Here is a 25,240-nt window from a genome sequence, read left to right as displayed (position 1 = left end):
AATTTTTCTCATGTGCCAAATCCTAACTTTACAATCAAAATCAAACACTTGAACGACTTCTTCTTTTTGACATCTGCCCAACACCTAGACTCACTATATGCTTTAATTTCATTACTGAAAACCACAGTACACACCTAATCAAAACTTGATCAAATGTTAGTTCGATGATATATCTCGGCTGTTGATTGATACACGTTTATTGGGCATAAATCAGCCCACAAACGCTCACCATCACACCGTCATTCATATCCCGACTCACCTCCCCCATCTCCCAACTATACTTTCCCTGACTTGCACGTTATGCGCACAAAGAGGAAGGAAGACGATGGCAAAAGCACTGATGGTTCTCACCAGTCACGCGGCAATGGGCAATACCGGCACACAAACGGGGTTTTGGCTGTCTGAACTCACCCACCCTTATTATGCCCTTGCCGACCAACAGATTGAGGTCGATATTGTCTCGGTGGCGGGCGGTGAAACGCCGGTCGACCCAAAAAGTTGGGATGAAGAAGACGAATACAATGCCCGCTTTCTGGCCACACCTGAATTGGTGGAATGTCTCAAGCAAAGCGCATCCATCAACAACGTGATGCCCTCCCACTACGATGCGGTAATTTATGCGGGTGGTCACGGCACCATGTGGGATTTTCCAGATGACGAACACATTCAACGCGTCACGTTAGCTATCTATGAAAAAGGGGGAATTGTCGCGGCCATTTGTCACGGCCCCGCAGCGTTAGTGAACCTGCGCCATCCCAATGGTGACCACCTAATTGCCAACAAACAAGTGACGGGGTTTACCAATGACGAAGAAGATGCAGTGGGGTTAACAGGCGTGGTGCCCTTTTTACTGGAAGATGCGCTCAAAGCTGCCAATGCGAACTTTTCACAAACCGTCATGTGGGGAGAACATGTGGTGGTGGATGGCCAACTGGTCACGGGACAAAACCCGCAGTCGGCCATTGCAGTCGGACATGCGGTCGCCCGTTTACTGGTAAGCAATTGATGGTAATATCTCTACCGAACAGATACTTTGCGATAATCACTCTCTCACAGGATGTATAATGGAATATCTACATACCATGGTGCGCGTTAGCGACCTTGATGCCTCTTTAGATTTTTACTGCAACCAACTGGGCTTGGTAGAAACCCACCGTAAAGAGAGCGAGAAAGGCCGCTTTACGCTGGTCTTTCTGGCTGCCCCTGGCGATGAAGCACATGCTCGCACCCACAATGCGCCGTTGATTGAGTTAACGTACAACTGGGATCCTGAGGAATACACTGGCGGCCGTAACTTTGGTCACCTTGCATTCCGTGTTGATGACATTTATGCCCTGTGCGAAAAAATGCAAGCGGGCGGCGTGACCATTAACCGTCCACCGCGCGACGGCTATATGGCCTTTGTTCGCTCACCCGATGGTATCTCTGTTGAGCTGCTACAAAAAGGCGAAGCCTTAGCACCAGCAGAACCGTGGGCATCCATGGTGAATACCGGCGAGTGGTGATACCACAACCACAGTGACACCGCTTTTAGTAACACAGCTTTCAGTGCGCCACCACAGGCGCACTGTTGTTTTTGTGCACACCTCAGCTCTGCTTCTTATTTTTCCTCGCCTCTGATTTTCTTGCCCTTCCTCGTTCCTCGAAACGCGTTCCTAGCCCTCGAAAACTCGCCCTTAGAAACTCGCTGCTATCTTTAAAAATAATACGTTAACCGTGCGGTCACCATATCATCACGGCGGAAAACATACGTTGGGTCGGTGACCTCATCGGCCTCAAAGAACCACGCATTAATGTGCCATTTCCACGCATCATTGAAACGGCTTGATGCTTCAATCCGGCCTGTGCGCGATCCGCGGTCCTCCAAATCCTGACTGACGCCCATCAACACTTCCGCGCCCGCCATGTCATTGAACACCCAGCGCATGCCGACAAACAGATCGTTTTGTCCCACCACAGGCGCCTCACTGCCACGACTGTCATACAAGTATTCCCCTAACACGCCCACGTCCCATGCTGTGTCACCCATCCCGATATCGACGCCAATGAAGGTATATTCAAACCCGCCGGTAAAAGCGGTGTGGTCATCCTCACTCCAGCGCCGCAGGGCCTCGGCTTTCCACAGCCATTCCCCCCACAACACTTGCAAATCCATGCCCACTTGATCCATTTGCGCGTAGAACGGCACTAAGGAATAAATGGGATTATCCCCCCCTGAAGGCGAATCAAGGAAATACGGATCGCGATTGGTGCCATGAAAATAGCTTAATCCCAGATCCCAGATCGATCCGCTTTGGCTGTAACGCAGTGCCGTATCCACATGCTTTTCTTCACGGCTGGACGCATAGCGCGCATGGTCTTGATCAACCCCAGGTACGGTGAGTCGCCCGTCGTTGCCTGCAAAGGTGCGATCACGAAAATACGGCAGCACAAAGCCTTCAAACGCGCCCCACTCACTGAAATAGCTGAGTTGTATCAGCGGTTGTCCCAGCTTGTCTTCCCCATCGACAGATTCCACAGCATCGGTTTGGTTGATCACATCCACCAGATGTTGCGATTCCGTCACGCCCCAGAACACCTTGCCGATCCCGACGCGAAACTCCCAGTTACCGTTGTAATACAGGTACAGCGCTTCGCGAATATCTGCATGAGTCCGCTCATCATCCATCCCATCCCAACGGACGAAGGGCGTAAAAGCAAAGCTGGATTCTCCCCCCTGATCTGCCCATGGCAATACGCCCTCCCAATCCCAATACCACTGTGGCTCTACCACCAGCGAGGGCTGAGTGGTATCTTGCCCTTCACTGCCCGTCTGGAAAAATTGCCGATACTCAACCGCCACACTGCCACGCAATTCCGTGGCCTGCACACTCGGTGTACAGGCCAACAGCGTGAGCAGCAGCGACACGTTACCCCGCCACGTTACCCACGGTATTTCGCTACGTTTATCTCTTCTGCTTGTCATCATCGACGCCTGCCTACCTTGCGCGCTTTAAACTTTGCTGACTGAAATCACGGTCAGACAGCCCGGTTTGGAACTGTAAGTCTTCGGTCGTCAGCGTGGTTTTCTTGCCCGTCTGGTGGTTAGTCATCACCATTTTGTGGGCGCGCCAATACTTGTTCAGATACTGCTTGTACTCAGAGAACGCCAAGGTTTTCAACAAGGCTTGGCGGCGATCATAAAAGTCCATTTTCAACGGCCGTAAATGGGTTTTATCCAACCACACCACTTGGCGGGTATAACCGGAGTAATCATCTGTCGGGATCTGCTCCAACACGTAGCTGGCTTCACCGTTGATCGTTGCGTCATTGAGATAGGTAAAGGTGTATTTTTCCAGCTCAAACGAACTGAGATCTTCATACGCAAATTCACTGCCCATGAAGGGACCGGATTTATTGCGTGAGGCAATCCGCTTCACCCGCTTGAGCGCAGGCAGATAAAGCCATTGGTCATCCGGTTTTGCTGTGTGGGAGAAATTTAAGAACGCGGTGCCTTTTACATCACGCGGTTGGTCAAACACGGTTAAGCCTTTGTCGCCATCGTCAGCTACTTCCAAGCTTTTGATCCGCAATTTGCGCTCACTGGTTTCGCCGTGGGCGTTTTCTAACACCATGCTCAGAGTAGCGACAGAATCCTGCCAACCGGTATCCAGTGCTTTACGTTCTTTGGCGATGGTGAGGCCACGGGTAGATGCAGAAGGTGTCTCAGCGATTTCAACAACCGTTTGGGTCTGCTCGGCATGTGTGATAGCTGGCCATGCCAATACGGTACCGAACAGCCCTAACAGAGCAATGTTTGTCTTTTTTTTGAACGTCGTTTTCATCGTGGTTTGCATCCTAGCTTTCATCGTCATTTTCATCGGTTCATCCTTGTTTGATGGTGACAGAAGACGCGGCAGCGGCGGCAACAGTCTCTCTGTCATCAGACTCTATTTCATCAAGCGCTTCGTTTTGGGTGGCATAATGTTTGCGATCAAACATCAACAACACGGCGGGCAGCACGATAAAATCCACCACTAACGCAATGCTGATCACCAAGGCACTGAGCAAGCCCAAGTCTGCATTGAGGCGGAAGCTGGACATTGCCAACACCAAGAAGCCGGACACCAATACGGCCGTGGTCACCCACAGCGCTTTGCCGACCGTGCGGAAGGCATAACGGATCCCCGCTTCTACGTCTTTTCCTTGGCGGCGGGCATGCTGGTATTTGGTCAGGAAGTGCACACAGTCGTCCACCACAATGCCAAGTGTCAGGGTCACGACCACCGACAAGCCCAAGTTTATTTCCCCTGATATCATCGCCCATGCGCCAAAGCCCAATACCGCTGGCACCAAGTTTGGGATCAAACTGATCGCCCCTAAATGCCATGAACGCAAGGCGCCAATGAGTAGCAGCGAGATGAACACCAAGGTCACGGGCAGGGTTTGTAGCATACTGGTCATGTTCACTTCCCCAATGTGGGAGAACATCAAGTTCGGACTGGACGCCAACACCGTGTACTGCGGCGCATGATCACCAAACCACTGATAGATGCGCTGTTCTAACGCCACCATGTCTTTGCTGCCGAGGTTTTCGGTGGTGAGCAAAAGTTTGACCGAGGACTTATCAATGTTGATTTCGTTGTTCAAATCTAAGCCATAAGGCAGGGACATTTCATACAGCAGCAGATATTGGGCTGCGAGGGCTTGGTCTGCCGGTAAGCGATAGAAATGGGGATCATCACCGTGCATGTTCATGTTCAAACGGGCATACGTATCGGCCAATGTGGTGACATGATCGGTTTCAGGCTGAGCGCGTAACCAGGTGGTGAATGCACCCAGTGTACGAATAAATTCCGGATCATTGATGCCCTGCGACACACCGGATTTCACCGCGATGCTGATATTGGTCATACCGCTAATGTTGTCTTCCATAAAATCCGCCGCTTGACGGAAGGCATACGACGAATCGAAATATTCAATGCTGTCATCGTTCACACTGTTGTGGGTTAACAGCACGGTACTGACACTCACTAGCACCACGGCGCACATCAAAATCCCGCGATAACGCACAATCACCCAATCGGCCAACCAGCCAAAACTGCTGAAGTGGCTTTGATCTACTGCATCAGGCTGGGACTTCACACGCAATGGCAGCAACGCCAACATCGCAGGCAGCAAGGTGATTGCCAGCACAAACGCAATCACGACCCCAACCGCTGACAAGTTCCCCATATCACGCAAAACGGGTGAGTCTGAGGCATTCATCATCAAGAACCCAACCGCCGTGGTGAGCGAGGTGATCAACAACGCCATGCCGTTGGTGCGCAAGCTATGTTTAATCGCATCGGTTTTGCTCATGCCTCGGCGCATTGACTGCAGCACTAAGGTGATCACATGCACGCAGTCAGCAACCGCCAATGTCATGATCAAGGTCGGTACATTGACGGTGCCGTTATTCAAAAACTTACCGGCCCACCCCAGCAAACCCAATGTGGCCGCCACGGTGGCAATAATCACCATCAAGGTGGCCAGCACCCCGTTCACCGAACGCAACATCACGCCCAGCAACACCAGTACCACTAAAAACATCAGCGGGACCAAGGTGCTACCATCGGCCATCGCCGCTTCGGCAAACGCATAATTCAGCGCAATAATGCCGCCAAGGTGAAAAATCACATCAGGGTGCGCTTGCTGATAATTAGCGGTCATGTCTTTCACGAACTGGTGTATCTCTGCCACTAACACGGTTTGGTCACCAGCCGGCAGTTGTAACGTCACATTGATCACCGCGACATCGCCTTTTTCTGATACCAGCAGATTTTTCAGCCGCGGTTCATTCGTGGCAATCGCTTTGACTTGTGCGATCCGCAACGGGGTTAGCGCCCGCCCATCAAACAGCAAATCTTCCACCAGCAAGTCATCCCCATCAGCTGAGGTATGCTGATAGTTCGCGATAGAATCGACCCGGCTGGAATAAGGCGTTTGCCACGCCGCCTCCGTGATATCGCGGATCATAGCCAAATACGCCGGCGTAAATACCGTGCCGCTTTCTGGGGCAACAACGATAGAAATGGTATCGGTTTTATTGAAGGTTGCTTCAATTTCCTGAAAGGCTTGAAGCTGGGGGTTATCGGCATCAAAGAAAATTTGATAGTCACCGCGAAAGTAGAGGTTTTTCATGCCTAAGGTGGCGAGGATGATCGCCAGCAAGGTCAACAACAGTACAGTTTTGGGGTAATCGACGGGGATGTCGGGTATTTTTAACTTCATCACGCTCTCCATTTGTGACGTTTCGTCAAATACCTTGCGATAAAAACCGGATTTCTCCGGCTACAGCTCCTTTGCAAAGCATATTCTCCACGAAAGAGCCCCATCATTGCGGCTCTTCCGTCTTGTTTTCATCGCCAACACTGCGAGGTTGCCATCCGGCGCACTACATTTCATGACGATTTGTCAAAAGTGACAGAACGTCATAATAGAGGATAAAACCGACAGATCAAGCACAATTTCGCTGTTAAAACCATCAATAAGCATGCGCATTGCGCGTGAATGACGTTTAAAGTAAGGAGAAAATAAGAAACTGACGGGCAACCCGATACCGAGTCAATACGGCCAAAGTGCGAGGTGCGAGGTGCGAGGTGCGAGGAAAGCTAAGACATCAAAGAGGAAGGACAAACAAATACATCAGCCATTACGCAACGACCATAATGGCTGAACAAAGCGCTCTCTCAATAAAAGGCTAGAAAACGGTTACTCCGCGCGATCCGATTGTGCGTTTAACAACGCCACTTCTGTCGCAAACGCTTCTTCTTCGATCCGCTGCCATGATTTGAAATAGTCAAAATCTGCCGACATCGGCTGCCAACGTAAGCCATCTAGCAATAAACTGGCATTTTGCAGAATGGAGTCATTTTGCGCGATACGTGACACACAGCAGCTTTTGCTGGCGTTATTCATCAAGGCATTTGAGCCAAAGGCCATCGACCAGTTGGCGAACACCACACTGTCACGGTTAAACCCTTTCGGGAGGACCAAGGCGCCAGACTCTAATCCGTTCGCTAAAAATTGATCGCTGATCCCCACCAGTTCCTCTTCTAACGCAGTGAACTGTGCCAATCGCTCTTGAGAGCTTTTTTCGATGACAAACGGGGTACGACTGGTTAACACACACAGGGATAAGACGGGCTCTAAGCGGGTAAATAACGAGTAGCCCACATGCATGGCGATCACTTTTTCACGGCTGTTACCGTCAAAGGCTAATGCACGGCGAAAGAGTTGAATTTCTTGCTTAAAGGCCTGCGCAGCCAGTGCGGTCACCAAATCTTCTTTGCTGATAAAGTGATTGTAAATCGTCCCTTTCGAATAGGCACTGGCGGCAGCAACCTTGTCCATCGTGAGGTGAGCAAAGCCTTCTCGAATGACGATAGCTTTCGCGATGTCCAGCAACTCGGCTTCCCGATCAATAATCGCTTGCTGCTTTTTGCTCAACGCCTGCACAGCGTGTAATCCGTTATCCGCTGCATTCCCTGCTTGCCTCGCCATGGCGATCACTCCTCGATAGATACCCCCGCGTTATAGCATGAAATGCCGATAAAAACACGTTTCCACAAATTGGAGCCGACCGCACAAAGTGAGTTTACAAATTGGACTCATAAATACACAGCTTGTAACATATTGCGTATCATTCATAAAAATAAGTCAACATGTCTTCATACGATCTATTTATTTCTGATCAAGAACGCGCCTTTGTCCAGCATAGAGATTTAGAATCTTTATTGCCATGATTGTGATACAGCAACAAACTATCAGGGGCGATAACATGAAGATACGATACTTATTATTTTTGACACTCTCCCCTTTCGTGTCTGCTGACACACCTGACTCTTTAGAATGGCAAGGCTATTGCCTACCCAAGGCTTTTTTAGCGCCAAGTTCATTCATGAATAATGGTAACGAAAAAGGTCAATATGATGATGCGACAGGGTTTGGACCAACCCTCTTTATCGACGGAGCATACCTTTCCAAGCAAATTAATGGGTTTCAACACACCTCTTCTGATAAGGCTAGCGGTATAATTTATCACCACCTCCATGCGAACCTATCGACTCAAGTCCTTCAAAAGTCGCCCAACACGTCCAGTCCGCTCACTCCCTCAATAGATGGAGCACTCTTATTCGATATGTTAAGCCCTTATCATTGGGATGCATACCAATACCAACCTAATAATAAACAACAAAACTACCAGTATTGGGGCAGTTGTATGCGAGATGGTCACGGTGATGATGACCCAAGTTATAGGTGCAATCTGCAAGCCAGCCTTAACAAGGCAATAACAGCAAACTATGAATTACATGATGAAAACATCACATTATATCAACAGATAAACCAATGGCTTATTACTCGTCTAACCGGATGGCAATGTGAATCACCGTAAACAAAAAGGCCTCATCAAGAGGCCTTAGATATTGATGGCTATGCGTACCGACTACGGCACACCGTGACCTTTTGAGGCTACCCACACGCGATACCACTGCTCGCGCGTCAGTGTAATATTCAGCGCATCGACTGCGGTGCGTACGCGTTCAATTTGACTGGAACCGATGATCGGTAACGGCTGAGAAGGTAAAGCGCGTACCCACGCATAAATCACCTGATCAATACTCGCCGCACCCACTTCTTCACGGATCGCTTCCAATTCATTGCGCACACGCACAGCCTGTTCGCTTTGACCCGAGAAAATGGCACCACCGCCTAAGCATGACCACACCATCGGCTTAATACGTTTCATTTGCAGGTGATCCAAGGTGCCATCATGGGCAACCTCAATATTCAATGGGTTGATTTCCACTTGGTTGGTTACCAACGGTGTATCAAGGCGTGATTGCAGCAAATCGAACTGTGAGGGTGTGAAATTAGACACACCGAAATGGTTCACCTTACCCTGCTGTTTCAGCTCGGCAAAGGCTTCTGCCACTTCATCGGCATCCATTAACACGTCTGGGCGGTGGATCAACAATACGTCGATATTCTCCACCTGCAAGCGCGACAATGAGTTATTCACGGAAGCGATAATGTGCTGCTTGCTGGTATCGTAATGATTTATTTTCTGCTCTGGTGCGGCACTACTGCATAGCTTGATGCCACACTTAGTGACAATTTGAAGATGTTCACGAATACTCGGTTCAAGCGCTAACGCTTCACCAAAAAATTGCTCACACGTTTGCAGCCCGGTAGGAGAAGCATAAATATCAGCATGATCAACCGTGGTAATGCCCAGTTCCATGTGCTGTTTAATAAATGTCAATCGCTCTTGCGGACTCATATCCCAGAACACTAAGCGCCAATAGCCTTGCACCAGCTCTGATAACTGCGGGCCGTTCGGGGTGAGTGCTACTTTTTCCACCATTAGGATCTTGCTCCATGTCTCGTATTAACAATAGGCATCCATCCTAGGTATATCCTCTTCGGACTTCAAGGTGCGCCATGCAGAGTGGCTACTGGCTCACAGTTAGCGTTTTTACTTGCTCACGACTGCAGGCGGCGATTTCACCTCAAACTGTTACAGTGTGTGACCAAAAATAAATCTTTAATACGTGAGCCTCTGCAATTTATCTCACATTTTCAAATAATTACTAACACCCCTCTCCCTATAGTCACTTTCAGCAACGGTCAGCCTATAGCATGAATGATCTGGCAGGATCAGTGTTTTTCGATCTGGCAGGTAGAATCCTGCCATCGTTGTTTAAGAAAGACTGCTATGCCAAAGCTCAATCAACATCGCTGTAATACACTGTCCCCGCTCGTGACCGATCTCTCTTGTTCGGAATTAGCGCAGCGATTAGGGGCGAATCATGCGCCTGTTACCAAGCGACAGCCCCGATCGCCCTACCTTACCCCAAAGGCGGTCGACAAACGCTGGCAGATGTTGGATCACCCTGATGCACAGGCGCAATTACTCGACCCGCACACCCATGCGCAAATGGACAGCTACAGCAAAAACATCGAAAATTTTATCGGCACAGTGAAATTACCCGTCGGTATTGCCGGCCCACTGCGGGTGAATGGCTTATTTGCCAGCGATGATTACCATGTGCCACTCGCGACCACCGAAGCGGCTTTAGTGGCCTCCTACAATCGCGGCTCGCAACTCATTACGCAAGCGGGCGGGACAAGTGTGATGTTGCTTAACGAAGGCGTGACACGTACCCCGTGCTTTGCTTTCTACAGTTTGGCGGAAGCTGGCCAGTTTGTCGCTTGGGTCGTCACCCAATTCGACACTTTCCGCAACCTTGCCGAATCCACGACCCGCTTTGGTAAGTTGACCGACATGAGCGTTAACATTGAAGGCAACCATGTGTATTTGGTGTTTGAATACCTCACCGGTGATGCGTCAGGCCAAAACATGGTGACCATTTCCACCAATGCGGTGTTTGAGCACATTCTCCACCACTCGCCCATTCCTCCCCTACAAGCGTTTTTGGATGGCAACTTGTCGGGTGACAAAAAAGCTACGGCACAGACTTTGCGTAGCGTGCGTGGGAAAAAAGTGACCGCAGAAGTAAACATTGAGCGGGATTTGATTGAAAAAATGCTGTTCACCACGCCAGAAAAAATGGCCGATTTCACTCGCATGACAACGGTGGGTGGCACATTAAGTGGCAGTATTGGCATCAACGCCCATTACGCCAATGCGCTCGCGGCGTTCTATATTGCCTGCGGCCAAGATGCGGCTTGTGTAGCGGAATCTGCTGTAGGAATCACCCGTATTGAAGTCAATCAGCACGGTGGGTTGTACGCGTCCGTGACCTTACCCAATTTAATGGTCGGCACCGTGGGTGGCGGCACCTCACTGCCGAGCCAAAAAGCCTCCCTGGATTTATTGGGGTTACACGGTCACGGAAAGTCCCAAGCTTTAGCGGAAGTTTGCGCCGCCCTGTGTCTAGCAGGAGAGCTGTCTATCGTTGGCGCCTTCTGTGCGGGGCACTTTTCACGGGCGCATCATAAGTTAGCGCGGTGAGGGAAGGAGCGCTTATTTTAAGCGCGAGGGACTAGTTTTTAGGGACGGGGAACGAGGAAAAGCAAAACCAAGAGCAAATAACGCAAACGGCTTCGCTTACTTATACCCAAACCACCCTCTCACGACCAGCCTGAACCTGTCTATTGGCAGCAAGAAAATGGCAATCACAACCAACCAAAACAACACACCGGGATAAAGGGCTGCGGGAAACATACCGTCAAACAATTCACTGGAGGCGGCAATGAGTGTTGTTAGCAAAATAAGAGGGGCAAGTAGTGCCGAATACTCAATATGGGGGTGTATGGTTGCTACATTGGGAAATAACACGAAGAATAACGTAAATATGATCGTCCATAACAGTATATAAATACATTTTTTCTTCATTATCTACGCCTTGTCATTCATGATAACTCACTGAAAGTATTAGTATATCACTTTACAGAGAGGCTAAAATAATGGCAGATAAAAGCCAGCTTTCGCTGGCTTATAGTGTGACTTCTGGAGTGGCATCTCGTTACACCCGCAACGCATTGAGTTTAAGTTGCGCTTGGCCGAGTACCGAATCAAACGGGTATGTCCCTTCGGCGGTGAGGATGCCAGCAGGCTGACGAGTCAGAATCTCAATCGCTTCCGACACATGGCTGATCGCCCAGATGTGAAACTCGCCTTTTTCCACCGAGTCCACAATGTCTTTGCGTAGCATCAGGTTATGCACGTTAGAGTGTGGAATGATCACCCCTTGCTGTGCCGTGCGGCCTTTAATGGCGCAAACATCAAAGAAACCTTCGATTTTCTCATTCACGCCACCAATGGGCTGGGCTTCACCAAACTGGTTCATGGACCCGGTGATCGCCACATCTTGTCGCAGTGGCACCAAAGAGAACGCTGATACAATGGCGCACAACTCCGCCATTGAGGCACTGTCGCCATCGACTCCCCCGTAAGATTGCTCAAAGGTCAGGTGCGTCGTCAGTGGAATGCGCCGTGTTTTTCCAAATAAGGACGCCAAATACGCCGACAGGATCATCACCCCTTTAGAGTGAATACGCCCGCCGAGATCCACACTGCGTTCAATGTCGAACACTTCCCCGTTACCGTAAGCGGTGGTGGCAGTAATGCGGTTAGGCGCACCGAATTGATGGCTAGACGTAGAAATCACCGATAGCGCATTAATTTGACCTACCACCTCACCGTGAGTATCAATCAGGGTAGTGCCATTCACAAAAGTCTGCATGACGTGATCGCGCAGGCGGCTGACCCGTTTTTCTTGGCTCTGCAACGCTTGATCAACATGGTTAGCGCGGATCATGGTCGCATTAGACGATTTTGCCATGTAGTTGGTTTCACGCAGCAAATTAGCGATATCTGCCGAGTGCAGTGACAGCTTATTTTGATCGTCGGCCTGTCGTGAACTGTACTCGATGATCCTTGCGATCGCTTTACGATCACAATGCAACATCCCATTATCATTCACGATGCTGGAAATGAATTGCGCGTACTGCACCTCTGCTTCGTCGGTACGGACCATTTCATCTTCAAAGTCCGCAGTGACACGGAATAATTCACTGAATTCAGGATCATAGTGCTGCAACAACTGATAGGTTTGATAATCACCAAACAAGATGATCTTCACATTCAGCGGGATCGGTTCGGGATCCAGCGAAATCGTGCCTGACAGGGTCACTTCTTTCTCAAGCGAACTGACACTCAGTTTGCGGGCGCGTAACGCCCGTTTTAACCCATCCCACACATACGGGCGCTCTAACACTTTCACCGCATCCATCAGCAATACACCGCCGTTGGCACGGTGCAAACTGCCGGCACGGATCAACGAGAAGTCCGTAAACACGGTACCTTTGAAGGTCGCATTTTCCACGTAACCAAAAATAGAATGATAGTTAGGGCTCTCTTCCACCACGATCGGGAATTTATGGTCCGGCTGGCTCACCAACAGGTTGATCTGGTATCGGCGCGGCATTTTCTTATCCAACGCCGCATACGCTAACGCCACTTGCTCTTCGCTTTCTTCCAAGAAAATATCAAGGTTATCCAGAATGTCGGTCTGCATGGCCTTGAGATAGGCTTTCACTTCCGGCAGGTCTTTATAAGCCAACACCAACACTTTGAAGAAGTGTGACACCACATCATTCGCGATTTCTTCATTGAGTTTTTGGATTTTATCGGAAAACTCTTCTTCCAGCTCGGTCAACTGGCGTACGATGCCGCGTAGCTGGCGTTCAAGATCATTGATGGTGTCTTCGAGCGCTTTCTGTTCTTTTTCAGGCAGTGCGGCAAAGGTGTCTTCCGTATGCGCTTCTTCACCGTTCAGAGCCACCAGCTGATATTCGCCAGTCGGAGTCACGGATAAGCTAACGCTGCGCTCTAGCGCTTCCTTGGTTAACGTGACTAACGCATTTTCTTGTTTCTGCGTCAGCTGGTTTTTCAGCTTTTCCGAGCGGCTGTAATACATCTCGTTGTCGAACGCCAAGGGAAAGGCTTTGACCAAGCGGGTCATTAACTTTTCGATGTCTTTACGGAAAGCATGGCCGCGACCGGCTGGCAATTTGAGAATCTTCGGTTTCCGTGGCTCTTCAAAGTTGGCCACATAACACCAGTCGTACAGGGTATTACCGTTACCGTTCGGATCATGCCGATTGAGGTAACGCAGCACCATGGTACGTTTGCCCAGGCCATTACGGCCGATGGCGTAAATGTTATAACCCTTTTCTTTAATGGACATCGCAAACTCGACGGCTTGCTGCGCCCTTTCCTGCCCGACAATTTCATCCAGCGGAGTCAGGTTCTTGGTGGACTTACAATCTTCAGGTAAGCCATGTAAGGATGCCGTGCGATACAGTTTATCGCCGCTTAGAGATTGAATAGTCATATGGCTCCCTCCGTGAAACAACTATGATCTTCAGTGTAGTCAGAAAATGATTATCATTTAGTGACTTAACCGAGATTTAACGTGCTTAAATCCCCCAAAACCGGCGTGATTGATGGGATTTTAACCGATAATCGCGTATCACCTTAATAACACTTACTCTTTATAGGGTTTATATTCCCCCGTGGGAAAAGGGATTGATCCCGATCTCGATTTCAATAAAACCGCAGACCTCATATTCATTATAACAAGGGGTAGATCGCACTCTCCCACTGATGGTATTCGCACCGCAATTCGAATCATGCATGCTGCTCGCGGCTTGATGCAGACAGATTGAATGAGGACAAGTTTACGCTGACACCGATTAGCGTTAACGAATCCGTAAATTCCCTGAGAATCAGCCTGCAAGCCACCATAAAAACGATAATAGCAACAAACTGTTACTGACTTTATATACGATGCCTTTCCAATACACGATCTGCCTCCCTTCCCTATTTTGTTACCGCTGTTGCTGCTGTCATTGCCGCCGCAATTGCTAAATCGCTTTCACGGCGGTGAGTAAAGCGGTATATCAGCCAACATACGCTCATATTTTTTATAGAACGGTAGGATCATGTTTACGTTTTCTCAACACAACACGTTAACCCTTGCAGCCTTGATCGGCACACTGACACTGACGGGATGCCAAAGCAGCACCAAAACCGCGGCGCAAAGCCCGCTGCTCACGAATACAAAAAGCCACATAGGCTGGATCGCGGGTCAATGCTTTGCCGTTAATAACGCTACCTTGAGCGCGGGAGACACAATCCATTTAATCGATATGCGTACGCACCAACCACAACGTGCGACAGTGATCAGTAAAGACAGTCCACAATGCCAAGCACTGGCCAGCCAGCAGCAGGCCGCCTCCGACCAAAGCCAGCATGTGTTTTATCAGTTAGATCGCCAAGCGGATGCGGCTACCGCGATCGGCATGGTGAGCGACCCAACTGCACTCGCGAGTTATCAGTATCAATCGTGCAAATTACGCAATGGCGAGTTTTTCTACATTACCACGCCGCAAGGCACGCTATTTTGGAATGATGCGTACTATGCTGGCCAGAACGCAATACCAACCTGCAGCAGCGATCTGTTTCGTTAGAGCGAACGGCTTCCTTAACTCGCCAGCTATACACACAATCACGACATAAACAAACAGCCTGTCAGGTCATGACAGGCTGTTTGTATTTTTGATGGGTATGACGGCATAAGCAGCCACCGTGGTGTTTATCGGTTTGGCTTGGCCACGTATTCATAATTCTCACCACGACGCTTGTAGTAATGATTATCGATAATCGCGTATGTCGCCCCCGCGATGATCGCAAATGTCGCGATTTCCGGTAAACGGCTCTTGTGATAATGGTGATGGCGTTCTTTCACGACCACGACATGTTTATGTCTTTTTTTATAATGATGATGGTGATGATGTTTATGGTGGTGTTTGTGCTTGTGGTGCTTGTGACCGCCATGACGGTGTGCTTCCGCTATCGCAGGCGTCATCATCCCCATGAATGCCACAACCAAGATCATCATATGGCTCATCGCTCGCTTTTTCCACGTCAGACGCGGTCGCACTAACGTGACATTATTTTGATTTTTATTCTGCTGCATCGTGTTTCTCCGAACGTTTATGCTGAAATGTTACGTATTTACTCGGGAAACAATGTTCGATTAATGTCAGTTTTCCATCAGCAAACTGTCAGTCTGTGTGGAAATATGAATAGCGTGCGCTAAGTGATTGAATGACTTGTGGCGAGGTTACATTTGCTTACATCTCGCCCACGTTTTTTCTGTCAGCCTCCGTCATTCATCAAATTTGCAATCAAGGATTGGCAATATTTGAGGGCGCCTGACGAATTATTGTGTGTATAGTAAATGACAGATCACCACTCACTTGGTGTTCATAGCCTCGCTGTTTACGACCTAACAGCACGTGCTGGGAGATGATGTTCCTCCTTTAACCGCCCTCTTTGGGGATGATGACGTCTAACAACAGCGGCATGAATGGCCGAGGAAACGGTACGCCCCCTACATTGGCGGACGGTTACGCACACCTGTGCGATGTTGTTAGCGTGTATTATTCCATGCACCGCCCTCCCCCATTCATTGTTCACTATCCGTTTCCCGTAAATTGTGAGAAAGAGCAATGCAATATTCCACTGAAGTTCAAAACATGTGCACCCTTCAACGCGGTCCGCAACATGCGTCTTCCCCTATTCCCGTAGAAGGCCGTTGGGTCAATCCCAAAGATGTCATTGCTATTTCAGGTGTCAGCCACGGTGTCGGCACATGCGCCCCACAACAAGGCGCAGCCAAACTTACCTTGAATGTTAAAAACGGCATTATCGAAGAAGCCCTCATTGAAACCATTGGTTGCTCTGGCATGACTCACTCCGCCGCGATGGCGTCTGAACTGATCACCGGTAAAACCATTCTGGAAGCCCTCAACACTGACTTGGTGTGCGATGCCATCAACGTCGCCATGCGTGAAATCTTCTTACAGTATGTATATGGCCGAACCCAAACCGCCTTCTCATTAGATGGCTTGCCGATTGGCGCAGGGTTGGAAGATTTAGGCAAAGGGCTGCGCAGTCAGGTCGGTACACACTATGGCACCCGAGCGAAAGGGCCGCGTTACATGGAAATGGCCGAAGGGTACATCACCCAATTAGCCTTAGATGATCATGATGAAATCATCGGCTATCAATTTGTGAATCTTGGAAAAATGATGGAAGCCATCGGCAAAGGCGTACCTGCCGAACAAGCCATGGCAGAGGCGAAAGGCCAATACGGTCGGTTTGATGAAGCAGTGCGTACGATCGATCCTCGTCACGAGTGACGCTGTCACAACGCCACACACGCAGTATCACCACGCAACCTACGTAGGCCAGTATTCGATATTTAATACTCGGCATTCGGTATTTACACACATTGCGCGACACCAAGATTAAGATTGATTGAGGATTTCATCATGGCTGCACTATTTGAAAGTTACGACCGCCGTATTGCACAAATTACCCCCGTATTAGACCAGTATGGATTTGCATCACTCGAAGACGCACTCACCTACTGCCAATCATACAACGTTAACCCGTACGACATCGTGAAAGAAACCCAGCCCATCGCCTTTGAAAACGCCGCATGGGCGTATGTCTTGGGCGCAGCGATTGCGTTGAAAGAACAGGCCACCACCGCCGCGCAAGCCGCAGAATACCTTGGCCAAGGACTACAAGCCTTTTGCATTCCCGACTCCGTCGCCGATCAGCGTCAGGTGGGTTTGGGCCACGGTCGCTTAGGCGCACGCCTGCTTAGTGATGACACCCAATGCTTTTGTTTTCTTGCGGGTCACGAATCGTACGCGGCAGCGGAAGGCGCCATCAAAATTGCGCTGAATGCCAATAAAGTCCGTCAACACCCACTGCGCGTGATCTTAAATGGCTTGGGCAAAGATGCCGCTTACCTTATCGCGCGCATTAACGGTTTTAACTACGTACAAACACAGTTTGACTATGACACAGGCGCCTTAAACGTGGTGGAAGAACGCCATTTCTCGGCAGGCCCACGCGGTGAGATCAACTGTTATGGCGCGGATGACGTGCGCGAAGGTGTGGCCATTATGCACAAAGAAGGGGTGGATATTTCCATTACCGGTAACTCCACCAACCCAACCCGCTTCCAGCACCCTGTGGCCGGTACGTACAAAAAAGAGCGCCTCGAACAAGGGATGGCGTATTTTTCTGTTGCTTCTGGCGGCGGTACAGGCCGTACCTTACACCCTGACAATGTGGCCGCGGGCCCCGCGTCTTATGGGATGACGGATACCATGGGACGCATGCACTCTGACGCGCAATTTGCCGGTTCGTCTTCTGTGCCTGCACACGTAGAAATGATGGGATTAATTGGCATGGGCAACAACCCAATGGTCGGTGCCACGGTGGCCGTTGCTGTCGCCATTGAACAGGCAGCACGCTAGCCGCCAGTGTTGATATTGAGTTCTGTTTCCTTGCTTCTTGCTTGAAGTTTACACTCCAGCGTGAGTGTGCACCGACCGCCATTGCACTTCTGACGGTCGGTGTTTTTTTCTTATCTCTCTACGGATAAGCACTGATTTGAGTATCACACTCGCTCCCCCATCCCTTGGCCATGAAACACTCAATAACCCAGTGTCATCACGTATTAGCCCGCATAAACCCGCATTACCCTAACTCAAACGTCGTTACCCCGAAGATACGATCAAGGGCAATCTTCGGTGCATCACCGGTGTACATGCGCGCGGTCGAAAATACCGGTGTCATGCGGTATTTTTCTGCTAACGCCAGCGCAGCCCCATTCACTTCCGGCACATCAAGAAACACAGGTCGACTCGCCGGCACATGAGATTTCAACGCCAGAAAGAGCACTTCCGCTTGCAATGCGTCATTGGCAAACAACGGGCCGATCTTAAAGCCGTTACGGCACGGACGTACGACGCCATATCCGGCTAGCTGACCCCGTTGCTGAATACCTAAGGCAATCGACCCCGGTTGCATTAACCATTTACGCAAAAAAGCCGTTCGCGCCACCGGAAAGCACTGTCGATCGTAACGCTCGATATCATTAAAAGGGACCCTATCCAACGGCACCAGCGCCGAACTGCTTGGTGGTCGACCGCCCCCTAGGCCTTCAAAGCGAATATTGTTGTACGCTAACTGAAAGCCCGATTTCTGGTAATTCGGCTGCTGTTCAACCACCCCATCAAGACCAATGTTGCAGCCTTTCAAGTACGCTAACCCCGCTTGCCATAACGCCAAGCCATATCCCTTGCCGCGATATGCCGGTTTCACAATATAAAAGCCCAGAAAGCCAAAATGTGTGTCGTACTTCACCACCGACAATGACGCAATGGGCTCGTCATCCAGATAGCCCATGAGAAAGCCATTCGGATCAGCCGAATAAAACGTGTTGAGATCACGTATCCCGGGGTTCCAGCCTTCTTCCGCCGCCCAGTCGATAGCCTGCAGCAAGGCGTCACGGGTCATTGTTTCAATATGATAATTATTATTAGACATACTTTCTCCTTAATATACGCTAAGGGTAGACAATGAAATGCCATCCCTCTGTATATCGCTGTGAAGTACATCCAAACTATTTTATCGGGGTCGAGTGCAAAATCACCTCGGTTTTATCGCGTTACATTCACGCAATCACGACGAACATCATGATTGCGAGCGTCACCAGCACACCATGCGGAAAGGCAATGGTCGGCCGCAGCGCTTGAAGACCGTATTCTTTGATTAATCCCAACTGGCTGGGACGAGACAGGGCGTATTGACTATTGAACTGGCAGGGCAGCATAGCGAGGTTATCTTCTGCTGCTTTTTCTTGCGTGTGCTCAACGCGCATTGCTTGCTCAAGCATGAGTAACCGTGGCGTTATGCGTGATTGAAAGGTTTTCCAAATGGCATCTTGCAGCCACAAAATGAGTAAAATCATAACAGCAAAGGCCGTGACGCTATTGAGCCAATAAAACGCGCACAACACGATGACACTCACTAATTTTATCACCAGTGAATATTTCTCATACACGTCAAACTGGTTTTGCAATAACAGCCATTCGGCTTCAAGTCCTTGTGTTTTTGTGGTCATGGTTTTAGTCCATTAAAGCGATACACACTCCACTATGTGTAGACAACAGAACCAGAAAAATCGACTAAACATATCGTCATTCATCATGGCTAAATGAAAGATATGACAACGAGTAATACCATCCATATCAAATTATTAATATTATACATCCCAGCGATGAATCTATCTTTTTTCGTTGCGAGTTTTCTTGATTCAGAGACAGGGACAAATGGGTAATTGTGGTCATTTAATCGTTCAGTTTGAAAAAAGATAACAAATGCATAATTAACTAACCTCAATCGATCTCCCCCTAAATATCCAATACCGTTACATTTAAATGCTCGCTCGAGACGTCGAACCGTATAAAAATGGAAAACAATACCCAGCACTATGCTCATGACAGCAGAAACTGCCCATACTGTGTTAAGTATAAAAATTTCATCAGGGTCCATTCAACCCATCCATATAATTTGCCATTACCAACAAGAAGCCTCTGTCATTAAAAAGGTACATAATACTGATCACCCACTCTATGGTTATGCGAGATTACCCCCAATCGCGATAATCACCAACAACCCCATACACAGCGCAAAATTAGCGGTAAAGAGCGTAGCAAGAAACTTATCGGTTGCCGTTGCCAGTCGGCGGGTTTCATTAACCGGAATAAACGGATAATCATGACGACTCAGGCGTACAGTATGGAAAGCAAGGGCGATGGCATAATACACCGTGTACAACCCCAACCCATCGGGCACAACTTGCGGAGTACTGTGTTGATGAAAGTACCCTTCCAGTCGCCTTACGGTGACGTAGTCAAATACCAGGTAAATCACGACACCCAGCACAAGGGTACTCATCCATAAGTGCGACAAAATATGCGCGGTTTCTGAACCCATAATCATGCATCCCTCTTTTGCTATACCGATCCCCTCATTACCCATCACAAGTGCTTTTTCCGGCTATCTGACTTACTGAAAGGCGACATCTTTACGCTATCACAGAAGATAAAAAGCCTTTTCGAGTGTTGTCACGCTTTATCATACAAATTCATTGATATTTCTCTCATTACCTTAATCCAGATTAAGGAATTGCCCGCAGGTTCTCTATACGCTTGCCCGCTGCTCATTTGCTTGTGGCACGAGCGAAACACGCGATATTAAGAGGATTGGACTTGAGTACTTTGTTTTCAGAAAGCCGTATCGGCAACATGACGCTAAAAAACCGCTTTATGCGCAGCGCAACGTGGGAAAACATGGCCACCGAAACGGGCCACATGACAGAAAAGCTGTATGACATCTATGAAGAACTGGCACAGGGCGAACTCGGCCTGATCGTGACCGGTTATGCCAACATTGTGGAAGAAGAAAAACCCAATGCCGGCATGATGGGGATGTACAACGATTCTTTCATCGATGAATACAAAATCCTGACTGAGCGTGTACACGCCCATGATGCAAAAATTGTCATGCAGTTGGCCTATGGCGGCACGAAAACAACCTACAATGTGGGTGAGCGCGTGATCTTCGCTCCAAGCGAGGTACCGGAACGCGGTACACAAACGCAAGGTAAACCCATGACCATCGCCGAGATCGACTACATTGTCGATGCCTTTGCACAAGCAAGTCGCCGTGCGAAAGAATCCGGTTTTGATGGCGTGGAAATTCATGCCGCACACACCTACCTGATCAACCAGTTCCTGAGCCCATACTACAACCGTCGTGATGATCAGTACGGTGGCAGCCTGGAAAACCGCATGCGCTTTTTGGTGGAGATCGTCACCGCGATCCGTGCATTAGTGGGCGATGATTTCCCTATTCTGGTTAAACTCACGGCCTCGGAGTTTTTCGATGGCGGCCTGACGTTTGAAGAAACCCGTGAGATTTGTAAGCACCTTGAAACCTTGGGTGTTGATGGCATCGTGATGTCCGGTAACATTCACGGTAACGCCAGCACCATGGTGGGTGAGCAGTTTGATGGCCACACACTACAGGCGGAAGGTTACTTCCACGAATATGGCGCAGTGATCAGCCAAGATATTCAAATCCCAGTGATCACCGTCGGTGGCCTGAGCGATTTAGCTGCCATTGAGTCACTGGCAAACACCACCAACATTCAATACTTTGCGTTATCTCGCCCACTATTGGCGGAACCGCACCTCATTAAGCGTTGGAAAGAAGGCCAACACGCCCCAGTCGACTGTGAGCGTTGCTCGAAGTGTCGCACCAAGCGCGGCAACTTCTGCGTGGTATATAAAAAGCGTAAATAAGCCCCCGCGTATGCTATCGACGGTTGCTTACAGCACACGAAAAACAACAAGGCCAGTCAATGACTGGCCTTGTTTCTTTGTAGATACGCGTTGTGTTTTAACTCGCTCAAAACGCACACATTACATCAGGCGGAACTGCTGCATCTTCTGCTGTAAACTGTTCGCAAGCTGCGTGAGCTCATGACACGATTGCGTGGTATGGTTCGCCCCTTGTGCCACCTCTGTTGAAGAGGCATTAATGCGCGTCACGCTGCGTTGCAGATCTTCCGTCACCGCATCTTGCTCACTACACGCACTGGCAATTTGCACACTCATGTCCGCAATTTGGCTCACTGTTGTTTCAATCGAGTGAATTTTCTCGCCCGTACCATGGCTTTGACTCACACACGCATGAATCAAGGCACAACTCTCATTTGTTGCCGAACGGGCTTCATTCGCACTTTTCTGCAACTTCTCAATAATGCTGATGATCTCGCCCGTCGAGTGCTGGGTTCGTCCCGCTAAGGTACGCACTTCATCCGCCACCACGGCAAACCCCCGCCCTTGCTCACCGGCGCGCGCCGCTTCAATGGCGGCATTCAGTGCCAGCAAATTGGTCTGCTCTGCGATGTCACGGATCACATCCACCACCATGCTGATATTGGTCGATTCTTTTTCAAGCTCAGCCACCAAATTACCCGCATTTTCAATTTCTTCCGATGCACGTTGAATTTGCGAAATAGTTTGGCTAACTTCCACTGCGCCTTGCTGCGCTTCCTGATTCGCATCCGTCGCTGACGCAGACGCATTCTCCGTGTTACCCGCAACTTCCGCGACCGTCGCACGCATTTGATCCATCGCTGTCGCCACTGTCGTGATTTCCGCTTGTTGGCTATCCATGCCCGCAGAGGTCTGTGCCGCCACTGCACTGACCTCTTCCACCGCTGAGCTCAACTGTGTTACCGCAGCGATAATATCTTCAATCAAACGGCGTAAATCCTGTTGCATTTGCATACTGGAATCCGCCAACTGGCCGAGTTCATCATTGCCGATTTGCGTACGATCTAATGCATAGGCTAAATTGCCCGCCGCAATCGCGCCTGACTGCGCCATGATCAGATTCAACGGACGACAAATTTGACGCGTCAAATACACCGTCATCGCAATCATAAACGCTGTAATGGCAGCAATAGCACCGATAGCCAGAAGACGCATCGTATTCACACTCTCAAGAATGCTGGTCTGGTTATTCTTCACAAACCCCAGATTCATCTCGCGCAACGCATTAATGCTGTCATCGATACTGTTATATTCATCCAGCGACTGTGCCAATACCGCGCGTGCTTGCGCCATATCACCGTCTTGTATTCCCCGGCTATAGCCATCGAGAGAACGCTTATACGCTTCCCAATTGCGCATCAAACGATCAAAGACTTGCCTCTCGCTATTTGATGCGACCGTCGCACCGTAGGCATCGAACATATTTTCTACATTCTGAATTTGTCGACTGACACGATCGATACGCTGGCGCGCTCTTTCGATATCTTCGTACGTTAAGATCGCATACTGCACGCGTCGAATATAAGACAATTCATAACGCATATCCTCAACTTGCAGCATACTGGGTACGGTTGAATCCGTTAAATTCACCACTTCCGTTTTAACAATATCAATTTCAGCTTGAATTAAGAATGCAAACGAAATAAGCAAAATGGAAATGCAACTAAAAATTGACGCTATTTTCTTTCCAATAGAAAGATCTTTAAACATGGTAATAAACTTGAAAATTTAGAGTGGTCCATGACCAAAAATCTACACACAATCTTCCATGCAAACAATAAAAATCATCGATTTAGCTCTTAAAAATCATCCAGATAGAAACCAGTCACATATCACCACCTCACAATTACAGAAGCATAAAAATAGCAACCGATTGCTATGTGTCACTATTGAATCAAAACAATAATAATAAATTTCGCTTATATTTCAACACATAAATTAATATAAATTAAAACCTACAATTAATTAAAAACCCAATGTTAACGCTGTTATTTATATATAGTAACACCATCCTATTTAGGTATATTTATTGATGACCTGTCATTGTACTGCGTCAAAACTCTGTCACTCACTTTTAGCCATGATAGTTATCATAAGTCGCTAATTGACATGCCGAGCCCGTCGGGGCAACGTCTACGAGGCGTATAAACGCAAAAGGCCAGCAATATGCTGGCCTTCTTATACCTCTCGTTTTCTCGTGAGAACACGCTTTCTCACAGACAAAGCCACGCTTACAACAAGCGGAATCGCTTCATCTTCTGCTGCAAGCTGTTCGCAAGTTGCGTTAACTCATGACATGCTTGCGTGGTAGGGTTCGCACCCTGTGCCACCGCTGTTGAAGAGGTATTCGTTCGCGTGACACTGTCCGATACCCCTTCCGTCGTCGAACTTTGCTCACTGTTCACTGTCTCTGTTTGTACAGGGCGTTTAGCCGTCGGCTTCATCACTGTGTCACCAGACTCAACGTGTTGTGTATGTCTATTTTTAGACGATTCAGGCGCAACAGTATTGACCTTCTCGATAGCCGAAGAAAGCTGGGTGACGGTCGCTGAAATATCTTCAATCAATCCCCGTAAATCGTTTTGCATTTTAATGCTGGAATCGGCGAGCTGACCGAGCTCATCATTACCGATTCTCTCACGGGCAAAATGATAAGTTAAATTCCCCGATGCAATCGCATTAGATTGTGCGGTCACCATGTTTAAAGGACGGCAAATGCTGCGGGTCAATACGATATTCATGACCATCATGAATACGGCAAGAATAAAAATGGAACCAATGGCGAGGCACAACATCGCATCAACACTTTGAATAATGCTGATTCGGTTATTTTGCACAAAACTCACGTTTAAATCACGCAAATCGCTCAAACTTTCATCGAGTGAACAATGGATACCTATCGATTTGGACAACATCTCACGGGCTTCACTACGCTTTCCATTATTCAATAAATGGTTATAACGTATCAGCACATTTTCATACACTTCCCAGTTCTGCATGAAACGGTCAAACACTTGTTGTTCATGTTGAGTCACAACCGTTGCGTTATAGTCAATCAACATCTGATTCACCATCAGCATTTGGCGATCAATTCGCTCAATACGCTCGTACATTTGACGCGCATTATCATACGTCAAAATGGCGTACTCTCCCGTTCGGATCGTCGCCAACTCATAACGTAAAGCCTCAACTTGTGACACACTCGGTAACGTCGAATCGGTTAAGTTAACAATTTCGTTTCTAACCAGGTCAATTTCAGCTTTGATAAGGAAAGCAACAGCAATTAACAAAGCAATAATACAAGCAAAAATCGACGCTATTTTCTTGCCAACCGGGAGATGTTTAAACATGAGAGGAAACAACAAGTTAAAATAAAGTCAGGAATGTACACATAAACATATTTATAAAC

The 25,240-nt window shown here is 48.7% G+C and carries 22 protein-coding genes and 1 riboswitch; of the genes, 8 read left to right on the top strand and 14 right to left on the bottom strand.

Annotation, left to right across the window (positions count from 1 at the left end; genetic code table 11):
• The first annotated feature begins 325 nt into the window (after positions 1 to 325).
• Together L4C36_RS18385 and L4C36_RS18380 are read left to right on the top strand one after the other, a co-directional pair.
• A complete protein-coding gene (locus L4C36_RS18385) occupies positions 326 to 1,006 on the top strand; it encodes a type 1 glutamine amidotransferase domain-containing protein (RefSeq protein WP_428479258.1) in 681 nt (226 codons plus the stop codon).
• A 58-nt stretch (positions 1,007 to 1,064) separates the two neighbouring features.
• Entirely contained in the window at positions 1,065 to 1,505 is a 441-nt protein-coding gene (locus L4C36_RS18380) for a VOC family protein (RefSeq protein WP_428479257.1), read from the top strand.
• 191 nt (positions 1,506 to 1,696) lie between these two features.
• On the opposite strand, the gene L4C36_RS18375 is transcribed toward L4C36_RS18380, so the two are convergent.
• The 4 genes from L4C36_RS18375 to L4C36_RS18360 form a co-directional block, all read right to left on the bottom strand.
• Positions 1,697 to 2,965 (bottom strand): hypothetical protein, encoded by a 1,269-nt coding sequence (locus tag L4C36_RS18375; protein WP_428479272.1) that lies wholly within the window; start codon positions 2,963 to 2,965, stop codon positions 1,697 to 1,699.
• A gap of 13 nt (positions 2,966 to 2,978) precedes the next feature.
• A complete protein-coding gene (locus L4C36_RS18370; RefSeq protein ID WP_428479271.1) occupies positions 2,979 to 3,848 on the bottom strand; it encodes an outer membrane lipoprotein-sorting protein in 870 nt (289 codons plus the stop codon).
• 16 nt (positions 3,849 to 3,864) lie between these two features.
• Complete coding sequence (locus tag L4C36_RS18365; protein WP_428479256.1) at positions 3,865 to 6,252, bottom strand: efflux RND transporter permease subunit; 2,388 nt, start codon at positions 6,250 to 6,252, stop codon at positions 3,865 to 3,867.
• Positions 6,253 to 6,732: 480 nt separating this feature from the next.
• Positions 6,733 to 7,524: a TetR/AcrR family transcriptional regulator gene (locus tag L4C36_RS18360; RefSeq protein ID WP_428479255.1), complete on the bottom strand. Its 792-nt coding sequence runs from the start codon at positions 7,522 to 7,524 to the stop codon at positions 6,733 to 6,735.
• Between the two features lie 277 nt (positions 7,525 to 7,801).
• Between L4C36_RS18360 and L4C36_RS18355 the strand changes: the two genes are divergently transcribed.
• The gene (locus L4C36_RS18355) at positions 7,802 to 8,416 is read left to right on the top strand and encodes a hypothetical protein (RefSeq protein ID WP_428479254.1); all 615 of its coding nucleotides are present in this window, start codon (positions 7,802 to 7,804) and stop codon (positions 8,414 to 8,416) included.
• 51 nt (positions 8,417 to 8,467) lie between these two features.
• Here L4C36_RS18355 and L4C36_RS18350 read toward each other — a convergent pair whose 3' ends face one another.
• The gene (locus L4C36_RS18350) at positions 8,468 to 9,388 is read right to left on the bottom strand and encodes an aldo/keto reductase (protein ID WP_428479253.1); all 921 of its coding nucleotides are present in this window, start codon (positions 9,386 to 9,388) and stop codon (positions 8,468 to 8,470) included.
• Positions 9,389 to 9,739: 351 nt separating this feature from the next.
• Here L4C36_RS18350 and L4C36_RS18345 point away from each other — a divergent pair, with 351 nt between their 5' ends.
• Positions 9,740 to 10,999 (top strand): hydroxymethylglutaryl-CoA reductase, encoded by a 1,260-nt coding sequence (locus L4C36_RS18345; protein WP_428479252.1) that lies wholly within the window; start codon positions 9,740 to 9,742, stop codon positions 10,997 to 10,999.
• Between the two features lie 96 nt (positions 11,000 to 11,095).
• Here the strand turns inward: L4C36_RS18345 and L4C36_RS18340 are convergent, their stop codons facing one another.
• Positions 11,096 to 11,383, bottom strand: a complete 288-nt coding sequence (locus L4C36_RS18340; protein WP_428479251.1) for a hypothetical protein — start codon at positions 11,381 to 11,383, stop codon at positions 11,096 to 11,098.
• 130 nt (positions 11,384 to 11,513) lie between these two features.
• Positions 11,514 to 13,886, bottom strand: coding sequence for a Lon protease family protein (locus L4C36_RS18335; protein WP_428479250.1), 2,373 nt, complete (start codon positions 13,884 to 13,886; stop codon positions 11,514 to 11,516).
• A 610-nt stretch (positions 13,887 to 14,496) separates the two neighbouring features.
• Between L4C36_RS18335 and L4C36_RS18330 the strand changes: the two genes are divergently transcribed.
• Positions 14,497 to 15,024 carry a hypothetical protein gene (locus L4C36_RS18330; protein WP_428479249.1) on the top strand — a complete coding sequence of 176 codons (528 nt, stop codon included), beginning with the start codon at positions 14,497 to 14,499 and terminating at the stop codon, positions 15,022 to 15,024.
• A gap of 125 nt (positions 15,025 to 15,149) precedes the next feature.
• Here L4C36_RS18330 and L4C36_RS18325 read toward each other — a convergent pair whose 3' ends face one another.
• Entirely contained in the window at positions 15,150 to 15,533 is a 384-nt protein-coding gene (locus L4C36_RS18325) for a hypothetical protein (RefSeq protein ID WP_428479248.1), read from the bottom strand.
• Positions 15,534 to 15,852: 319 nt separating this feature from the next.
• A riboswitch (Fluoride riboswitch) is annotated at positions 15,853 to 15,918 on the top strand.
• Between the two features lie 150 nt (positions 15,919 to 16,068).
• Between L4C36_RS18325 and L4C36_RS18320 the strand changes: the two genes are divergently transcribed.
• Both L4C36_RS18320 and L4C36_RS18315 read left to right on the top strand, forming a co-directional pair.
• Positions 16,069 to 16,761 carry an iron-sulfur cluster assembly scaffold protein gene (locus tag L4C36_RS18320; protein ID WP_428479247.1) on the top strand — a complete coding sequence of 231 codons (693 nt, stop codon included), beginning with the start codon at positions 16,069 to 16,071 and terminating at the stop codon, positions 16,759 to 16,761.
• A 132-nt stretch (positions 16,762 to 16,893) separates the two neighbouring features.
• On the top strand, positions 16,894 to 17,895 hold the full coding sequence (locus L4C36_RS18315) for a GGGtGRT protein (protein ID WP_428479246.1): 1,002 nt from the start codon (positions 16,894 to 16,896) through the stop codon (positions 17,893 to 17,895).
• Between the two features lie 223 nt (positions 17,896 to 18,118).
• Here the strand turns inward: L4C36_RS18315 and L4C36_RS18310 are convergent, their stop codons facing one another.
• From L4C36_RS18310 to L4C36_RS18295, 4 genes are all read right to left on the bottom strand, one after another.
• Positions 18,119 to 18,970, bottom strand: a complete 852-nt coding sequence (locus L4C36_RS18310; RefSeq protein WP_428479245.1) for a GNAT family N-acetyltransferase — start codon at positions 18,968 to 18,970, stop codon at positions 18,119 to 18,121.
• A 127-nt stretch (positions 18,971 to 19,097) separates the two neighbouring features.
• A complete protein-coding gene (locus tag L4C36_RS18305) occupies positions 19,098 to 19,547 on the bottom strand; it encodes a hypothetical protein (RefSeq protein WP_428479244.1) in 450 nt (149 codons plus the stop codon).
• An 89-nt stretch (positions 19,548 to 19,636) separates the two neighbouring features.
• A complete protein-coding gene (locus tag L4C36_RS18300) occupies positions 19,637 to 19,978 on the bottom strand; it encodes a hypothetical protein (RefSeq protein WP_428479243.1) in 342 nt (113 codons plus the stop codon).
• 84 nt (positions 19,979 to 20,062) lie between these two features.
• Positions 20,063 to 20,428, bottom strand: a complete 366-nt coding sequence (locus L4C36_RS18295; RefSeq protein ID WP_428479242.1) for a hypothetical protein — start codon at positions 20,426 to 20,428, stop codon at positions 20,063 to 20,065.
• 269 nt (positions 20,429 to 20,697) lie between these two features.
• Between L4C36_RS18295 and L4C36_RS18290 the strand changes: the two genes are divergently transcribed.
• Positions 20,698 to 21,792: an NADH:flavin oxidoreductase gene (locus L4C36_RS18290; protein WP_428479241.1), complete on the top strand. Its 1,095-nt coding sequence runs from the start codon at positions 20,698 to 20,700 to the stop codon at positions 21,790 to 21,792.
• Positions 21,793 to 21,912: 120 nt separating this feature from the next.
• On the opposite strand, the gene L4C36_RS18285 is transcribed toward L4C36_RS18290, so the two are convergent.
• Both L4C36_RS18285 and L4C36_RS18280 read right to left on the bottom strand, forming a co-directional pair.
• A complete protein-coding gene (locus L4C36_RS18285) occupies positions 21,913 to 23,541 on the bottom strand; it encodes a methyl-accepting chemotaxis protein (RefSeq protein ID WP_428479240.1) in 1,629 nt (542 codons plus the stop codon).
• Positions 23,542 to 24,062: 521 nt separating this feature from the next.
• Positions 24,063 to 25,181, bottom strand: a complete 1,119-nt coding sequence (locus L4C36_RS18280; RefSeq protein WP_428479239.1) for an MCP four helix bundle domain-containing protein — start codon at positions 25,179 to 25,181, stop codon at positions 24,063 to 24,065.
• Between the last annotated feature and the right edge of the window lie 59 nt (positions 25,182 to 25,240).

Origin of the sequence: Photobacterium japonica, from assembly GCF_050337005.1 — a bacterium.
Taxonomy (GTDB): Bacteria; Pseudomonadota; Gammaproteobacteria; order Enterobacterales; family Vibrionaceae; genus Photobacterium; species Photobacterium japonica.
The sequence above is the reverse complement of the archived record's forward strand: the minus strand, read 5'-3'. Positions and strand labels throughout refer to the sequence as shown.

Excerpts from the sequence above, each read along its gene's own strand:
- L4C36_RS18385 (WP_428479258.1), top strand. The coding sequence starts at position 326 with ATGGCAAAAGCACTGATGGTTCTCACCAGTCACGCGGCAATGGGCAAT.
- L4C36_RS18380 (WP_428479257.1), top strand. The coding sequence starts at position 1,065 with ATGGAATATCTACATACCATGGTGCGCGTTAGCGACCTTGATGCCTCT.
- L4C36_RS18375 (WP_428479272.1), bottom strand. The coding sequence starts at position 2,965 with ATGACAAGCAGAAGAGATAAACGTAGCGAAATACCGTGGGTAACGTGG.
- L4C36_RS18370 (WP_428479271.1), bottom strand. The coding sequence starts at position 3,848 with ATGAAAGCTAGGATGCAAACCACGATGAAAACGACGTTCAAAAAAAAG.
- L4C36_RS18365 (WP_428479256.1), bottom strand. The coding sequence starts at position 6,252 with ATGAAGTTAAAAATACCCGACATCCCCGTCGATTACCCCAAAACTGTA.
- L4C36_RS18360 (WP_428479255.1), bottom strand. The coding sequence starts at position 7,524 with ATGGCGAGGCAAGCAGGGAATGCAGCGGATAACGGATTACACGCTGTG.
- L4C36_RS18355 (WP_428479254.1), top strand. The coding sequence starts at position 7,802 with ATGAAGATACGATACTTATTATTTTTGACACTCTCCCCTTTCGTGTCT.
- L4C36_RS18350 (WP_428479253.1), bottom strand. The coding sequence starts at position 9,388 with ATGGTGGAAAAAGTAGCACTCACCCCGAACGGCCCGCAGTTATCAGAG.
- L4C36_RS18345 (WP_428479252.1), top strand. The coding sequence starts at position 9,740 with ATGCCAAAGCTCAATCAACATCGCTGTAATACACTGTCCCCGCTCGTG.
- L4C36_RS18340 (WP_428479251.1), bottom strand. The coding sequence starts at position 11,383 with ATGAAGAAAAAATGTATTTATATACTGTTATGGACGATCATATTTACG.
- L4C36_RS18335 (WP_428479250.1), bottom strand. The coding sequence starts at position 13,886 with ATGACTATTCAATCTCTAAGCGGCGATAAACTGTATCGCACGGCATCC.
- L4C36_RS18330 (WP_428479249.1), top strand. The coding sequence starts at position 14,497 with ATGTTTACGTTTTCTCAACACAACACGTTAACCCTTGCAGCCTTGATC.
- L4C36_RS18325 (WP_428479248.1), bottom strand. The coding sequence starts at position 15,533 with ATGCAGCAGAATAAAAATCAAAATAATGTCACGTTAGTGCGACCGCGT.
- L4C36_RS18320 (WP_428479247.1), top strand. The coding sequence starts at position 16,069 with ATGCAATATTCCACTGAAGTTCAAAACATGTGCACCCTTCAACGCGGT.
- L4C36_RS18315 (WP_428479246.1), top strand. The coding sequence starts at position 16,894 with ATGGCTGCACTATTTGAAAGTTACGACCGCCGTATTGCACAAATTACC.
- L4C36_RS18310 (WP_428479245.1), bottom strand. The coding sequence starts at position 18,970 with ATGTCTAATAATAATTATCATATTGAAACAATGACCCGTGACGCCTTG.
- L4C36_RS18305 (WP_428479244.1), bottom strand. The coding sequence starts at position 19,547 with ATGACCACAAAAACACAAGGACTTGAAGCCGAATGGCTGTTATTGCAA.
- L4C36_RS18300 (WP_428479243.1), bottom strand. The coding sequence starts at position 19,978 with ATGGACCCTGATGAAATTTTTATACTTAACACAGTATGGGCAGTTTCT.
- L4C36_RS18295 (WP_428479242.1), bottom strand. The coding sequence starts at position 20,428 with ATGATTATGGGTTCAGAAACCGCGCATATTTTGTCGCACTTATGGATG.
- L4C36_RS18285 (WP_428479240.1), bottom strand. The coding sequence starts at position 23,541 with ATGTTTAAAGATCTTTCTATTGGAAAGAAAATAGCGTCAATTTTTAGT.
- L4C36_RS18280 (WP_428479239.1), bottom strand. The coding sequence starts at position 25,181 with ATGTTTAAACATCTCCCGGTTGGCAAGAAAATAGCGTCGATTTTTGCT.